Origin of the sequence: Achromobacter sp. SLBN-14 (assembly GCF_006715415.1) — a bacterium.
GTDB classification, from domain to species: domain Bacteria; phylum Pseudomonadota; class Gammaproteobacteria; order Burkholderiales; family Burkholderiaceae_B; genus Achromobacter; species Achromobacter mucicolens.
In genome coordinates, this window is sequence record NZ_VFNE01000001.1 from 5,408,725 (window position 1) to 5,422,211 (window position 13,487).

Genomic DNA, 13,487 nt, shown 5'->3' on the forward strand with positions numbered 1-13,487 from the left:
GCGGCGAGCGTGTCCCTGCGCCGTGAAATCCGCTACCCGGAGACGACCACGAGCAGCGCCAGCGACAGCAGGATGCCGAACGCGGCCAGGGCAAACGGCAGTAGTAGAACATACACGCCGCGTTCCTGCCCCCGGCCATGCGCCAAACCGGCCGCAATCGACATCCGAACCGGCGAAAAAATCCCCATCGACGTGCCCGAAACGTGCAGCAGCGCGGCAGCTGCGGGCACGCTCAGGCCAGCCTGAAGCGCTAATGATAGCTGGGATGGCATGAACAGGCTGTTTGGCGCGTTGCCGCTGTTGGCCAGGATGCCGAAGGCGCCGGCCAGCAGCGGCGTGATCAGGATAGTCCAGTCGCGCAGGCTCGCAAAGAGGCCGTCGGCGTAGGCCCGCGATATGCCCGCGCCAGCCAGCACCTCGGCCATCATGGCAAACAGGAATACGGACATGACGGCGTGCCGTCCGGTCATCCAGGCGGCGCGCGCCTGCGTCCTCACCGCGCCCGGATGTCGCTGCCAGGCGGCCAGGACCAGGGCGCCGGCGATCAGCCAGCTTCCGGCGTGCAGAAACGGCATCCACGGCGGCAGGTCAGCATACGGGCGCAAAGCCGCCAGGCCTGCCAGGCCGCGATTCAGGCCGGGCACGAGCCGCGTGGCGACCAGCCAGGCGATAAGGGCGATGTAGGGCAACGCGCGGCGCGCTGACCGCAGCGCCTCGCTGCGGCCGGGCCGGCGATCCGCCAGGAAGCGCAGCACGATCAGCGGTCCGTATGCGGCGAGCAGTGCCGTTTCCGGTCCCAATAGCGCCGTCGCAGCGGCCAGCAAGGCCAGGCTCGCGGCCATCCAGCCAGCCTCGCGGACCCGCTCGGCGGCCGGCGCAGACAACCCCGCGCGGGTGGCGGTGCGCCAGTACAGCGCCAGCCACACGCCCATCAGCAGCGCGACGGGCACCATGCTGTAGAGCGCAAGTTGCGTGGGCGGCACGCGCGCATAGGCCGAAGCCAGCAGCGTGCCGCTGCCCATCGCGCCCCACGGAATCAGCGTCTGGCTGAGCAGCGCAAACACCATGACCTCGCGGGCTCTGAGGCCGAGCGGACGGATCAGCATCACGGTGCCCAGCATGCCCACGCCGAAACCCGTTGCCGATTCGGCGAAAGGGCCGATCAGGAAACAGGCAAAGAACAGCAGCCGGCGCTTCGCCAGCGCATCGCGGCGCCCCGCGTCCGGCGCGCCGCCAGCCGTGGCGCCGGGTGCCGCGCCCGGCACGTCAACGGATGCGTGCCCCTGCGCCGCCATCTGCCAGAACAGCAGGCCGCCCAGGATGTAGGGGGTGATGATCCATCCGATCCAGAGGCCGCGTTCCAGCGCAACGGCCAGTTGCGAAGGCGCAAAAGGGGCAGGCGCCGCAAACAGCGCGATGGGCAGGGCCCCCAACAGGCCCATCGCCGCCGCAATGGTGGTGTTGACGCGCCCGCTCGCGATCGCGGCGATCACGGTCAGCGCCGGCAGGGACCACAGCAGGTACATCATTGAGGGAACATCCGCATCGCCCGGGTGAAGTCGCGGCGCAAAGCGTAGCAGCCTCTGGCCGCCGCGGGTAGCCATGCGCGCGGCGGAAGGGGATGAGGATGGAAGAGGGCACGGCGCCCAGACGCAGGAACGCCGGCTGGCGCTTGCACGCGAGCCGGCGTTCGGGACCTGGAAGATCAGGCCGGTGACGCTCGGATTACTGGTTCGCGCCGCGGATATTGCCCGCGATACCGCCAGCCGCGCCGCCGATGGCGGCGCCGGTCCAGGCACTGCCGCCCGCGATGGCGGCAATGCCGGCGCCCGCCGCGGCGCCCATCAAGCCGCCCGTGACGGTGCCTTGCTGTTCCTTGGTCATATTGGTGCATGCGGCCAGCGATGCCATCGCAATGGCCAGACCTATCGTGCGGATCGTCTTCATGGCGGCTCCTAGGGGGTGCGTTTCGTCTTCGTGGCGGGCATGACGATCTCGAACCAGATCGTCTCCACGACAGGGCGATCCAATCGGCTCGGATTGGCGGCATACCAGCGGTCGACGGTATCGCGCACGGAGTCCAGCGTCTGGTTCTGAAGACCCATGGAGAACTTGGGCACCAGGGTCTGGGTATCCGGCACGGCACGGCGTTGCTGATAGGCCCTTTCGACCTCAAGGACGTTGGCCATGCCCAGCAGATAGGCCTTCTTGAGATTGGCGTCGGATTCGGTCCAGTGCTTGCCCGTGACGATCGGGGCAGGCTCCGCGGGTGCGGCCGTGACAGCCGACCCGAACAGCATCGAGAGGGCTACGGTCGCTGGGCCAAGCAGGTGTTTTACTCGCATCGCATCGCTCCTTTGGGGAACAAAAGATAGAAAACAACCTTCGCGCGCGATTCGGGCGGACGAACCGTGATGGCCGATCGAAAAGCGTACCGATCAATTTATGCCTGAATGCGTGGGCACGCAAGATCAGATTGGCGGGTGGACCGGACCGATTTGCGCCTTCAATAAGCGGCCGATGGCGCTGCGGCGGCAGCGCTGGGCGCGCCGCGGTCAAAGCTGGCCGCCAGCCGGCGGGCGCTGTTGGCATAGAGCAGGACATCCACGCCAACCGCCACGAACGTGCAGCCCAGCTCCAGGTAGCGGCGCGCCAGGGCGGGGTCCGAGGTCAAGGTGCCGGCGGCTTTGCCGCGCGCGACGATGACCTGCATGGCGCGTTCGATCGCGGCCTGCACATCCGGGTGGCCGGGCCGGCCGCGATAACCCATCGACGCAGCCAGATCCGCCGGCCCGATAAAGACCCCGTCCACGCCCGGCACCTCGCAGATTGCCTCCAGGTTCGACAGCGCTTGAACGGTTTCTGCCTGCACGAGCAGGCAGACTTCATCGTCGGCGACTTCCAGGTAGTCCTCGCGGGCGCTCCAGCGCGACGCGCGTCCCACGGCACTGCCGACCCCGCGGATGCCGTGCGGCGGATAGCGCGTGGCGGCGACCAAGGCGCGCGCCTGGTCGGCCGTGTCCACCATCGGCACCAGCAGGGTTTTCGCGCCGATGTCCAGCATCTGCTTGATGAGGGCCGTGTCAGCCGCCACCACGCGCACCACGGGATGCGAACGGTAGGGCGCCACGGTCTGCAACGCCGCAAGTGTTCCGCGCAAGTCGTTCGGGGCGTGCTCGCCGTCGATCAGCAGCCAGTCAAAGCCGGCGGTGGCGGAGACCTCGGCCAGATAGGGATCGGCCATGGAGAGCCATAGCCCGACCTGGGCCTGGCGCGCCGCGAGGGCGGCCTTGAAGGGGTTGTGTGCGGGCATGCGTAAAGACTCCAGAAAGGGGGCGGATCAGCTGACGATGCCCAGGTGCCAGGGCACGAATTCGTGGTTGCCCAGGCCCAGGGCTTCGCTCTTGGTGGGTGCGCCCGAGGCCGCACGCAGGATGTGGTCGAAGATGCGCTGGCCCATCTGCGCGATGTCCACCTCGCCGTCCAGCACCGCGCCGCAGTTGATATCCATGTCCTGCTCAAGCCGGGCGTACATGCTGCTGTTGCTGGCAAGCTTGAGGGTGGGCGCCGGCTTGGAACCGAACATCGACCCGCGCCCCGTCGTGAAGCAGATCAGGTTGGCCCCGCTGGCGATCTGTCCGGTAACCGCGACCGGGTCGTAGCCGGGCGAATCCATGAACACCAGGCCTGCGCGGTCGATGGGTTCGGCGTATTCGTACACGGCTTGCAGCGGCGTCGTGCCGCCCTTCATGGCGGAACCCAGCGATTTTTCGAAGATGTTGGCCAGACCGCCTTGCTGGTTGCCGTGGCCGACGACGCCATTGAACTGCGCGTTGTGCCCGGCCGTGTAGGTTTCCCACCAAGCCAGCCGGTCCAGCAGCTTCTGTCCTACTTCCGGCGTGACGGCGCGGCGCGTCAGCAGGTATTCCACGCCATGGATTTCGGGCGTTTCCGACAGGATGGCCGTGCCGCCGTGACGCACCAGAATGTCCATGGCCGCGCCCAGCGCCGGATTGGCCGTGATCGCCGAATAACCGTCGGACCCGCCGCATTCCAGGCCGATCTTCAGGTGGCTGGCCGGCACGCTGCTGCGGCGCGCGGCGTTCGCGTGCGGCAGCATTTCCTCCACGGCGCGGATGCCCGCGTCGATGGTGGCGCGCGTGCCGCCCGAGTCCTGCATCACCAGGGAGCGTACCCGCGGATCGCCGGCCAGGTTCTGCGAGTCGATCAAGGCGGACACCTGATTGCGCTCGCATCCGAGACCCACGATCAGCACTCCGGCCAGGTTCGGGTGCCGCGCATAGCCGGCCAGCGTGCGCCGCAGGACGTCGAAATGCTCGCTGGGCGAGGACATCCCGCAACCGCTGGTCTGTGCAAACGCGGCCACGCCATCCACGTTGGGATAGGCGGCAAGCCTCTCGGGCGTGAAATGCTGCGCAATGTGGTGGATGACCGTGGCGGAACAGTTCACCGACGCGATGATGCCTATGAAATTGCGCGTGCCCACCCGGCCGTCGGCGCGCACATAGCCCTGAAACGTGGCGCGTTGCGCCTCGGGCACCATCGCGACGGGGCGAACGTCGCGGCAGAACGCCGGGTCCCGCTCGAAGTCGGCCAACGCAAGGTTGTGGGCGTGCACGTGGTCGCCCGCTTCGATGTCCCGGGCGGCCACGCCAATGACGGCGTCGTACTTGCGCACCGGTGTGCCCGCGGCAATGCGGCGGGCGGCAATCTTGTGGCCGCCCGGCACCTGCGCGCGCACGCGCAGACCCAGGTCGGGCACGACCATGCCCAGGGCCAGGGCTTCCCGGGCGACGAGGACATTGTCGTTGGGGTGAAGCCGGATCAAGGGGTTGGAGTTCACCGTGAATCAGCCTTTCTGCAGCATTTCTTTCAATTTCAGGCGCGCGATCAATGCGGTCTCCCGCTGATAGACCGAGGCGACATACGCCTGGTAGTCCGGGCCGTCCAGGTACATCACCGGCGCGTCGATGCGGTCGGCAACCTGCTTGAAGGCGTCGCTCTTGACGGCGGTGCGGAACGCATCGCGCAGCTTGCGCTCGACGGCGGGGTCCAGGCCCTTGGGCGCGCCGATGCCATTGGGCGCCTCGACCACGACGTCGTAACCCAATTCCTTAAGGGTGGGGGCGTCCTTGAAGCGCGAGGCGCGCGATTCGCCCCAGGTCGCCAGCAGGCGCAGTTTGCCTGCCTCGACATGCGGCGCCCACGAGCTGGAATCGGCCAGGAGATCGACCTGGCCGCCCAGCACATCCTGCAGCGCGGCCGCGCCGCCCTTGTACGCGATGGCGTTGAACCGCACGCCGGCCGCCATGGCGAACTCTTCCATGCCCACGTGCGTCGCGCCGCCGATGCCGGCGTGCCCGTATGTCAATTTGCCCGGGTTGGCCTTGGCATACGCCACGACTTCCTTGAGCGTCTTGAATGGCGAGGAGGCCAGCACGGCAATGCCGAACGTCTGGCCCGACGTGCGCGCCAGGTAGGTCAGCTCGCTGCGCGGGTCCAGCTGCAACAGGCCAAGTTGCGAAAAGCGCGCGACCGAGATGGGAATCTGCCCGATGGTGTAGCCGTCCGGTTGCGCCTGCGACAGCGACTTCGTGCCGATCATTCCTGACGCGCCGGCGCGGTTCTCGACCACGATGGACTGGCCCAGCACGCCCGAGGCCACCTGGCAAAGCGCGCGCATGGATTGGTCCGCCGTGCCGCCCACGGGCCAGGGGCAGATGAAGGTGATGGGACGCTGGGGATACTCGGCGGCGCGGGCCGTGGCGGGCGCCAGCAGGCCGACCGCGCCAGCGCCGGCGGCCGCGCCCAGACAGGCGGCGCCGGCCAGGAACCTGCGCCTGTCCAGATCGGGGGTAGGGATGTGCCTCATGTTTTGTCTCCGGATGTCGTTCTTATGGGTCTCGCTTTTATATTCGGGCCCCGGCAAGGCTACGCGGGGGCCCGGACTTATTCTCGTGAGCTTAACCATAACTATCCAATAGAATTGGCGCATCGTTAGATAACGCCGGTGATATGTATCGGCGCCCTGGTATCGGAGTCCTCGATGGCGCATTTGGATCGCGTTTTCCGCTCAAACCTGAAGCTGCGTCACCTCCAACTGGTCGTGGCGCTGGATGAATTCCGGCATTTGGGACGCACGGCCGAGTTCATGGCCGTCAGCCAGCCGGCGGTGTCACGCATGCTGTCGGAGGTCGAATCGATGCTCGGTCTGGCGCTGTTTGCGCGGTCCGTGCGCGGCACGGAACCCACGGAGGCCGGCGCCTCGGTCGTGCGCTTTGCGCGCGGCGTGCTGGCGCAATACGCGCGCACCCGCGACGAGATCGACGCCGCCGCAAGCGGCGCGGCGGGCAAGACGCGCGTCGGCGCGATGGCCGTCGCGCTGCCGGTGCTGCTGGCGCGGGCAGTGCACGCCTTGAAGGCGCGGGCCGCGCGCGCGACCGTGCTGATCGAAGAGGGCGACCTGACGCACCTGCTGCCCAAGCTTCGGCTGGGCGAACTGGACCTTTTCGTGGGCAGGTTGGAGCCGGGCTATGCCGCGCCGGATCTGCAGACCGAAGCGTTGTTCGAGGAGCCGATGGTGGTGGTGGCCGCGCCGGGCAGCAAGGTCGCGGGACTGGCGGATCCCGGGTGGGAAGATCTGGCGGCATTGCCGTGCGTCATGCCGCCGCCGTGGGCGTCATTGCGCGTCAAGCTGGAGCAGCAGTTCCACCAGCACGGGCTGGAACCGTCGTCCGATCTGATGGAAACGTCGTCCTACCTGGCGACGTTGACTTTCATCCGCGAACGCCACGGCGTGGGGTTTCTAGCCCGCTCGGCGGCGAGAAGCTTCCAAGCGCAGGGGCTTTGCCGGATTCTTGCGGTGCCGCTCGCGTTGCCGCTGCCGCCGGTCGGCATCATTACGTTGCGCGAAGCCGGCCTGCCGGCCGCCAGCGCGCAACTGATCGATTGCTTGAAAGCGGCTGCAACGGCGCTGTCGACTGAAGCGGCAGACGGCGCCGGATGAGCCGGCGCGCGTCCGTGATGGCATTGCCGGTGGCGATTTACTTGGCCGCCGTGGCAGCGGCGGGCGCCAGCGCTTGCAGCAGGCGCTGCGCGTTGCCCTGCAGGTCCGCGACCGGGTCGGCGCCATCCGTGGCCAGCACGACGGCCTTGGCGCCGCCAGCTTCAATGGCCTGCGAAAGGGCTGGGGTCGGCTCGCGGTGCAATAGCGCGGCGGCCACGCCGTTGTCCTTCAGCGTGGCGGTCAGCGCAGCCAGCGCCTCGGGCGTCCAGTCCTTGTCGTCGCGTGCCATCGTGTCGACCAGATCCAGATTGAATTCCGCAATCAGGTAGGGCAGGCGTTCGGACAGGCTGACGACCGCGACGTTCTCGGCCTGCGCCAGCCCCGCCTGGCTTTTCGCATTCAGTTCGACCAGCGTGCGCTTGATGTACGCCAGGTTTTCGCCGATGCGCTTTTCGTCGGACGGGGACAGGCGGCCCAGGTCGGCGGCCACGATGTCAGCCATGCGGCCCAGGTTGACGATGCTGAGCCACGGATAGGCGGCGAACTGGCCGCCGGGGCGCGTGTCGCTTTGCAGCGCGATGCCGTTCAGCGCGCCGTCGAGCGGACGCGCCGCGTCGATCTCGACGATGCGGATGTTGGTGCGGCGCGCGTTGGCGAAGAGCGGATCGTCTGGCCAGATGGAACGCAGGCCCACGGCCGCGTCGGCGGAGGCGGCGGCCTTTTGCAGCGCCGCGCCGCCGCGGCCGCTGAAGTAGGACGTCAGCCGCGTGGCCGGCAGGTTGGCGGGCGCGGCACGTTCGACGCGGATGCTGCTGTCCTTGGCCAGGCTGTCGGTCAGGGCGAATACGACCGGGTGGGCCGCCAGCACGGTGACTGCTGCAGGGGCGGTGCTGGCGGTTTCGGATTGCGCGGCCCGGGCTGCGCGGCCGGACTTGGCGGCTTCCTGGGCATGCGCCGTGACGGCGGCGCCCAGGGCGGACGCCATCGCCACCGCCAGGGCGGCGCGGCGCAAGGTGACATAACCTGATTTCAGACTCATGCTGCATTTCCTTTCAGACCGGGGACCAGGCTGCGCGCCAGGGCCGCGATCGCAAACAAGATTCCCGCGACCAGAATGATGGCCGCGCCGGAAGGCACCGGCAGTTCCAGTTCGATGGGCAACATGATGCCGGCGAGCGTGGCGAACATCGCAAACAGCACCGACATCGTGAAAAACCCCTTGAGCGATTGCGCCAGCATCCGCGCCGCGGCGGCCGGGATCACCAGCAGCGCGCCGACCAGGATGGCGCCGATCACCTTGACCGAAGCCACGGTGACCAGCGTCACCAGGATCACGAACAGGTAGTCCATCGCCTTGACGGGTACACCGCGCACGGCGGCAAGCTGCGGATTGAAGCTGGCCAGCATCAGCCGGTTGTAGTTGGGCAGCGCCAGCGCCAACGCCAGCACCGCCACGCACGTCAGCACCGACAGGTCGTTGCTGTTGACGGTGAGCACCGAGCCGAACAGCACGTTCTCCAGGATGTGGATGTTGATGCGCCCGGCAAGCACCAGCAGCAGGCTTGCACCCAGCGCCAGCGACACCGACAGGAACACGCCGATCAAGGTGTCCGGCGTGAGACGCGTGCGGTTGCTCAGGAAATTGAGCAGGATGCCGAAGATGAGGCAATAGCTGAACAGGCTGCCATACGGGCCGGTGTAGGGCTCGCCCAGCAGAATGCCGATCGCCACGCCGGTCAGTGCGGCATGGCCCACCGCTTCCGAGAAGAACGCAAAGCGCTTGACCACGACCAGCGTGCCCAGGCCGCCCAACACCGGCCCGATGATCAGGCCGGCGAGCAGGGCGTTGATGACGAAGCCATAGGCCAGCGAATCGGGCAGCGCGCCGGATTCCGCCGCGCGCTGGATGAGTTGGCGCAGGTTATCGAAAAAGGCGTTCATGCGGCGCGCTCCTGCGGCTGGCCGCCCACGCGCGGACGGGTGGAAAAGAGCGTCAGCAGCCGGTCGGGCGTCAGCACTTGCTTAGGAGGACCGTCGCAAAGCACCTGGCGGTTCAGCCCAGTGACGCGGTCGGCCAGGCGGCCGACGGCCTCCAGGTCATGCTCGATCCAAAGCACGGTCACGCGCTGCGCGCGCCAGCTGTCCAGCAATTGTTCGAACACGCGCACGCCGGCTTCGTCCAGCGCCGACATGGGCTCGTCCAGCACCACCATCGATGGGCTGGGCACCAGGCCCTGGGCCAGCAGCACGCGCTGGCGCTCGCCACCCGACAGCGCGCCCATGCGGCGGTTGCGCTTGTCCTGCATGCCCACGCGTTCCAGCGCGGCGGAAATCTCTGCCGACTTTGCGCGCGACAAGCCCAGGAATGCCGGCTTGCGCTGGCACATCGCGGCCATGAAATCGTTGACGGTCATGGGCAGGCCGCGATCGAACTCCAACGCCTGCGGGATGTAGCCGATGACGCCCGGCCGATCGCCGGGCCACGTCACGCTGAGCTTGCCGCGATGCGGCATCTGGCCCAGCAGCGTCTTGACCAGGGAACTCTTGCCGCCGCCGTTGGGGCCCACCAGCGCGTGCACGCTGCCCGCCGTCACGCTGAAGGCGACATCGCTGAGGATCTCGGTGCGGCCCAGCGTCAGCGAGATCTGCTCGAAGGTCAGCGTGGGGCCGGGCGCGCCAGCCGGGTGCGGGCTCACCGGGCCGGTCACGCGCCGGCCTCTTCAATGGCGCGCACGACGGTAGCCAGGTTTTGCGTCATTTCCTTCTCGAACTGCTCGGCGCTGTATTCGCCGTACGAGATGTGCGACAGCGCGTACAGCTTCACACCGGTTTCACGCTGGATCGTTTCGACGTACGAGGACGGGAAGTTCAGTTCCGAAAAGATCACCTTGACGTCGGCCGCGCGCAATTGCTCGATGGTGCCCTTGAGCTGGGCCGGGCTGGGCTCGATGCCGTGCGCCGGCTCCACGACGGCCGTGACTTCCAGGCCGAATTCGCGCAGCAGGTAGTCGTACGCGCCGTGGATGGTGGCCACGCGCAGGTCGGCGTTGGGCGCGGAAGCCAACTTGCCCAGCGCGTCGGCGCGCAGCTTGCGCAGGCGCTGGCCATAGGCGCGCGCGTTGGCGGTGTACGCCTGCGCGTTCGCGGGATCGATACGGCCCAGTTCGCGGGCGATGGTGTTGATCTGCGCGATCGAGGCGGTGATCGACAGGAAGGTGTGCGGATTGACGACCTTGCCCGAATCGCCGCCCCCGCGCGCGGCCATGCCTACCGCGGCCAGCAGCGGCACCTGTGCGTTTGCCTCGATCACCGGGATCTTGGGCTTTTCGCTGGCGGCGATCATGCGGTCCGCGAAGTCATCGTGGCCGATCCCGTTGAGCACGACCACGTCCAACGTCCCGATGCGCTTGATGTCCTCGGCGCGAGGCTCGTAGGCATGCGGATTGAAGCCCACCGGAATCAGCGGCACGACCTCGGCCTTGTCTCCCACGATGTTGGCGACGTAGCTGTAATAGGGATGCAGCGTCACGCCGATCTTCAAACGCTTGGCGTCTTCGGCGTGAGCGGGCGCGGTGAACGCGCCGGCCAGCAGCGCCAGCGCGGCGAGCGGCGCGGCGCAGCGGCGCAGGATCTGGGAGAAAGACGAAATGGCAGACATAAATCCGTAGGCTCGTGTCGGAAGGCGAAGGGGGAGGGCCCGGTCAGGGCTTGTTCTGGCGGGTGACGCCGGCATCGAACTGGGCGGCGACCTGCAGCCAGCCCGCCGCCGCCAACGCGGCATCGTCGGCGCTTTCCGGGACGCGGGTTGCCGCATTCCGGGCCAGCCAGACATCGGCCTGGGCGGGCGCACTGCCGTCGTGGCCATGGCCGTCCTTGGCGTGGCCGTCTTCGGCGCGCATCAGGAACGATCCGGCCAGCTTGGCATCCGCCGTCTGCCCCACATACAGGGCTTTGCCCGCCTGACGCTCCAAGCGCCACACGTGGCCGCCGCGCGCGGCGGTGCTGTTGTCGGTGACGAAAGGCGGCAGTCCCTGCGCGGCCAGATCGGCGACCGAGGGCAGCGGCTCGCCGCCTTGCAGGGCAAATCCGATTTCCTCGTAGGCGACGCGCAGGTCGGCATAGATGCCCTGTTCGGCGGGCGTCAGGTCGCGTCGTGCGTCGATCTGGGTGGCGGCGAGCGGCGCGCTTTCGGGCGGCGCTTCGCGCAGGCCGATATACCCTGCGGCGGCCGCGACGATGACCACGCAGGCGCCCAGCACCGCTAGGGTTTCGTGGCCGGCGCCCGCGGGGCGGATGACTTGTGTGTGCATGCTGCGGTTGGCCGGGGCTTACTGGATGTCGACGTGGTCGATCTCGACCACGTGGCCGGGACCCGCGTCAAACAGGACGTAGAACTCGCCGTTCGGCCGCTTGAACGACATCTTGGAATCCGCGTCCAGCTTGCCCGGCACGAGGATCTGTTCGTCGTAGGAGATGACGTCCATGGTAACGCCGGCCGCGCCGCTGCCGTCGGAGAATCCGCCGGTGCACTGGATCTGTTCCTTGCCCTCGGCCTTGCATTCGGCCATCGGATTGTGCGCAAGCGCCGAAGCGCTGGCGGTCAACAGCGCGCCAAGCAGGGCGGCGCGAAAGCGGTTCGCAAAAACTGCGTTCATCGGGATGCTCCTTGTTTCTTCAGCCACTCGACGGTGGCGGGGGAGGCGGTGGCGATGGGCCACGCCGCCTGGTGCACCGAGCCGTCCCAGCCCTCCGCCGTGATCCAGAGATCGGCGTCCGGGGTGGTGCGCGGAGGAATCGGCACGGTGGCAAAGGCCCGGTGCGGGCTGCCAAAGAAGATCGAGCCCGCAGCGCGCAGGCTGCGCGGCTTGCCCACGCGCACGTAGACCGCACGGATCTGGTCCTTGCAGCCTTCGCATTGGGCCATGGTGAAGGTCTTGACCATGCCGGCCGGATCGGACTTGGGCGGTTCGACCTGCCATTCGGCAAGCTGCAGCTTCCATGGGCCGACCTGCAGGTCGCCGGCTGGGCGCTGGCCCAAGCCCATCGACCCGCGCGACAACGCCAGGTCGTCGAAGTACTTCGGGACGTAGATGATCGGCAGGATGAGCAGCAGCGCGCTCAGGTGGAAGCGCCAGCGGCGCCAGAGGCTGGGCTTGGACGCGGCGGCTAGGGTGGCGGTCTTGCTCATTCGGTCACCTCACGGGCGTCGGTGCGGGCTGCGCGGGCAGGGCGCAGCGCCTTGGCGGTGGCTTGCGCGGTGCGCTTGGTCCAGATCAGCAGGCCGCTCAGCGACATCATCGTCAGCAGCAGGCCAAACAGGAACCACACCAGCTTCAGCCAGAATCCGCCGAAGTCGCCGGTGTGCAGCGGCCGCATGGATTCGGTGAAAAATTCCAGGCCGCTGCGATCGGACAGGCGGCGCACTTCCTCGACGGCGCCGTTGTACGGATTGATCTTGGCGTATTGGTACATCAGCGGATAGGCGCCGCGGCCCGAGATGGTGATCGGGTCATAGGCATTGCCGGGGAAAAACACCTGCTGCGTCTCCAGGCCGGGCAGCTCGCGCTCGGCAATGCCGACGATCTGGTCGAGCGGCAGGCGTTTGACGGTGTCGCCGGGCGCGACGGTCGGCACCTGGTCGCGCGCCACGACGGCGGGGACGCCCTGCGTTGAAATCGTGGTGGCCGTATCGAACAGCACGGCCTGCACCAGGAACCAGATCGCGCTGACCGAGATCAGCAGGATGAACCAAACGGACCATAACCCCGACAGGCGGTGGAAGTCGCCCCAGAAAATCCGGGCGCCCTGGCCGACGCGCAGGCGCGGCTTCTGGAAATAGGCGCGCCAGAACCGTTTGTAGACGACGAGACCCGTGATGAGCGACAGCAGCATCGGCACGGACAACAGCGACACCAGGTACCAGCCCCAGCTATAGCCATTCGTGAACGGAATCAACAGCCAGCCGTGCAACGCGCGCATGAACTGGCGCAGGTCAAAGTTCAGGGCAGGGCCTTGAACATCGCCGGTATAGGGATTGACGTAAATGGAGGTGAATCGCGCGCCGGGATATCCGACCGAGGCCGTCAGGGCGAATTGGGATTCCTCGGGCCAGGACAGCCGCTGCACGGAAGCGTCGGGCTCTTGCTTGGCGATGGCGTCCATCAAATCCTGGTAGCCCATGCGCGGGGTATCGGCATCGGGCGCCTGGGCGCGAACGGCGGGATTGATGAGCCAGACGATTTCCTGGCTGATGACGGCGATGGTTCCGGTCGCACAGATGAAGAAAAGGAAAATCCAGATCGGCAAGGCCAGCCAACTGTGGACGAGAAACCATAATTTGGAGCGCGATGGCTTGGCCATTCGAGAACTGTCCGAAGAACGTGAGAAGTGGATCTGGTCCCATTTAAGGGAGGTGTCAGGCGGAATTCTAGCAATAATCGTTCTCAATTGTCTTAGCGAC

Annotated in this window: 15 protein-coding genes; 1 reads left to right on the forward strand and 14 read right to left on the reverse strand. The window is 67.3% G+C overall.

The window, feature by feature from the left end:
• Positions 1 to 32 precede the first annotated feature (32 nt).
• From FBY20_RS24765 to FBY20_RS24790, 6 genes are all read right to left on the reverse strand, one after another.
• Positions 33 to 1,529 carry a hypothetical protein gene (locus FBY20_RS24765; RefSeq protein ID WP_142055173.1) on the reverse strand — a complete coding sequence of 499 codons (1,497 nt, stop codon included), beginning with the start codon at positions 1,527 to 1,529 and terminating at the stop codon, positions 33 to 35.
• A gap of 196 nt (positions 1,530 to 1,725) precedes the next feature.
• On the reverse strand, positions 1,726 to 1,947 hold the full coding sequence (locus tag FBY20_RS24770) for a hypothetical protein (protein ID WP_056318016.1): 222 nt from the start codon (positions 1,945 to 1,947) through the stop codon (positions 1,726 to 1,728).
• Positions 1,948 to 1,955: 8 nt separating this feature from the next.
• Positions 1,956 to 2,345, reverse strand: a complete 390-nt coding sequence (locus tag FBY20_RS24775; protein ID WP_056318013.1) for a hypothetical protein — start codon at positions 2,343 to 2,345, stop codon at positions 1,956 to 1,958.
• Positions 2,346 to 2,506: 161 nt separating this feature from the next.
• Positions 2,507 to 3,313, reverse strand: a complete 807-nt coding sequence (gene hpaI / locus FBY20_RS24780) for a 4-hydroxy-2-oxoheptanedioate aldolase (RefSeq protein WP_142055175.1) — start codon at positions 3,311 to 3,313, stop codon at positions 2,507 to 2,509.
• Positions 3,314 to 3,340: 27 nt separating this feature from the next.
• A complete protein-coding gene (locus tag FBY20_RS24785) occupies positions 3,341 to 4,864 on the reverse strand; it encodes a UxaA family hydrolase (RefSeq protein ID WP_142055178.1) in 1,524 nt (507 codons plus the stop codon).
• 6 nt (positions 4,865 to 4,870) lie between these two features.
• Positions 4,871 to 5,893: a tripartite tricarboxylate transporter substrate binding protein gene (locus tag FBY20_RS24790; protein WP_142055180.1), complete on the reverse strand. Its 1,023-nt coding sequence runs from the start codon at positions 5,891 to 5,893 to the stop codon at positions 4,871 to 4,873.
• A 174-nt stretch (positions 5,894 to 6,067) separates the two neighbouring features.
• Between FBY20_RS24790 and FBY20_RS24795 the strand changes: the two genes are divergently transcribed.
• Complete coding sequence (locus FBY20_RS24795; RefSeq protein ID WP_142055182.1) at positions 6,068 to 7,027, forward strand: LysR substrate-binding domain-containing protein; 960 nt, start codon at positions 6,068 to 6,070, stop codon at positions 7,025 to 7,027.
• 37 nt (positions 7,028 to 7,064) lie between these two features.
• Here FBY20_RS24795 and FBY20_RS24800 read toward each other — a convergent pair whose 3' ends face one another.
• From FBY20_RS24800 to FBY20_RS24835, 8 genes are read right to left on the reverse strand one after another with little or no spacing between them, the layout of a single operon-like run.
• On the reverse strand, positions 7,065 to 8,066 hold the full coding sequence (locus tag FBY20_RS24800) for a metal ABC transporter solute-binding protein, Zn/Mn family (protein WP_142055184.1): 1,002 nt from the start codon (positions 8,064 to 8,066) through the stop codon (positions 7,065 to 7,067).
• A complete protein-coding gene (locus tag FBY20_RS24805) occupies positions 8,063 to 8,968 on the reverse strand; it encodes a metal ABC transporter permease (protein ID WP_128829301.1) in 906 nt (301 codons plus the stop codon). Before FBY20_RS24805 ends, FBY20_RS24800 begins: the two co-directional genes overlap by 4 nt.
• Positions 8,965 to 9,735, reverse strand: coding sequence for a metal ABC transporter ATP-binding protein (locus FBY20_RS24810; protein ID WP_200952134.1), 771 nt, complete (start codon positions 9,733 to 9,735; stop codon positions 8,965 to 8,967). The genes FBY20_RS24805 and FBY20_RS24810 overlap by 4 nt, the downstream gene beginning before the upstream one ends.
• Positions 9,732 to 10,685, reverse strand: coding sequence for a metal ABC transporter solute-binding protein, Zn/Mn family (locus FBY20_RS24815; RefSeq protein ID WP_142055186.1), 954 nt, complete (start codon positions 10,683 to 10,685; stop codon positions 9,732 to 9,734). The genes FBY20_RS24810 and FBY20_RS24815 overlap by 4 nt, the downstream gene beginning before the upstream one ends.
• Before the next feature lie 43 nt (positions 10,686 to 10,728).
• The gene (locus FBY20_RS24820) at positions 10,729 to 11,337 is read right to left on the reverse strand and encodes a DUF6162 family protein (protein ID WP_142055188.1); all 609 of its coding nucleotides are present in this window, start codon (positions 11,335 to 11,337) and stop codon (positions 10,729 to 10,731) included.
• 18 nt (positions 11,338 to 11,355) lie between these two features.
• Positions 11,356 to 11,682 carry a hypothetical protein gene (locus tag FBY20_RS24825; protein ID WP_056317990.1) on the reverse strand — a complete coding sequence of 109 codons (327 nt, stop codon included), beginning with the start codon at positions 11,680 to 11,682 and terminating at the stop codon, positions 11,356 to 11,358.
• Entirely contained in the window at positions 11,679 to 12,215 is a 537-nt protein-coding gene (locus FBY20_RS24830) for a thiamine pyrophosphate-binding protein (RefSeq protein WP_142055190.1), read from the reverse strand. Before FBY20_RS24830 ends, FBY20_RS24825 begins: the two co-directional genes overlap by 4 nt.
• Entirely contained in the window at positions 12,212 to 13,387 is a 1,176-nt protein-coding gene (locus tag FBY20_RS24835) for a PepSY domain-containing protein (RefSeq protein WP_056317985.1), read from the reverse strand. The genes FBY20_RS24830 and FBY20_RS24835 overlap by 4 nt, the downstream gene beginning before the upstream one ends.
• Between the last annotated feature and the right edge of the window lie 100 nt (positions 13,388 to 13,487).

Excerpts from the sequence above, each read along its gene's own strand:
- FBY20_RS24815 (WP_142055186.1), bottom strand. The coding sequence starts at position 10,685 with ATGTCTGCCATTTCGTCTTTCTCCCAGATCCTGCGCCGCTGCGCCGCG.
- FBY20_RS24835 (WP_056317985.1), bottom strand. The coding sequence starts at position 13,387 with ATGGCCAAGCCATCGCGCTCCAAATTATGGTTTCTCGTCCACAGTTGG.
- FBY20_RS24765 (WP_142055173.1), bottom strand. The coding sequence starts at position 1,529 with ATGATGTACCTGCTGTGGTCCCTGCCGGCGCTGACCGTGATCGCCGCG.
- hpaI (WP_142055175.1), bottom strand. The coding sequence starts at position 3,313 with ATGCCCGCACACAACCCCTTCAAGGCCGCCCTCGCGGCGCGCCAGGCC.
- FBY20_RS24805 (WP_128829301.1), bottom strand. The coding sequence starts at position 8,968 with ATGAACGCCTTTTTCGATAACCTGCGCCAACTCATCCAGCGCGCGGCG.
- FBY20_RS24795 (WP_142055182.1), top strand. The coding sequence starts at position 6,068 with ATGGCGCATTTGGATCGCGTTTTCCGCTCAAACCTGAAGCTGCGTCAC.
- FBY20_RS24770 (WP_056318016.1), bottom strand. The coding sequence starts at position 1,947 with ATGAAGACGATCCGCACGATAGGTCTGGCCATTGCGATGGCATCGCTG.
- FBY20_RS24825 (WP_056317990.1), bottom strand. The coding sequence starts at position 11,682 with ATGAACGCAGTTTTTGCGAACCGCTTTCGCGCCGCCCTGCTTGGCGCG.
- FBY20_RS24775 (WP_056318013.1), bottom strand. The coding sequence starts at position 2,345 with ATGCGAGTAAAACACCTGCTTGGCCCAGCGACCGTAGCCCTCTCGATG.
- FBY20_RS24790 (WP_142055180.1), bottom strand. The coding sequence starts at position 5,893 with ATGAGGCACATCCCTACCCCCGATCTGGACAGGCGCAGGTTCCTGGCC.
- FBY20_RS24830 (WP_142055190.1), bottom strand. The coding sequence starts at position 12,215 with ATGAGCAAGACCGCCACCCTAGCCGCCGCGTCCAAGCCCAGCCTCTGG.
- FBY20_RS24800 (WP_142055184.1), bottom strand. The coding sequence starts at position 8,066 with ATGAGTCTGAAATCAGGTTATGTCACCTTGCGCCGCGCCGCCCTGGCG.
- FBY20_RS24820 (WP_142055188.1), bottom strand. The coding sequence starts at position 11,337 with ATGCACACACAAGTCATCCGCCCCGCGGGCGCCGGCCACGAAACCCTA.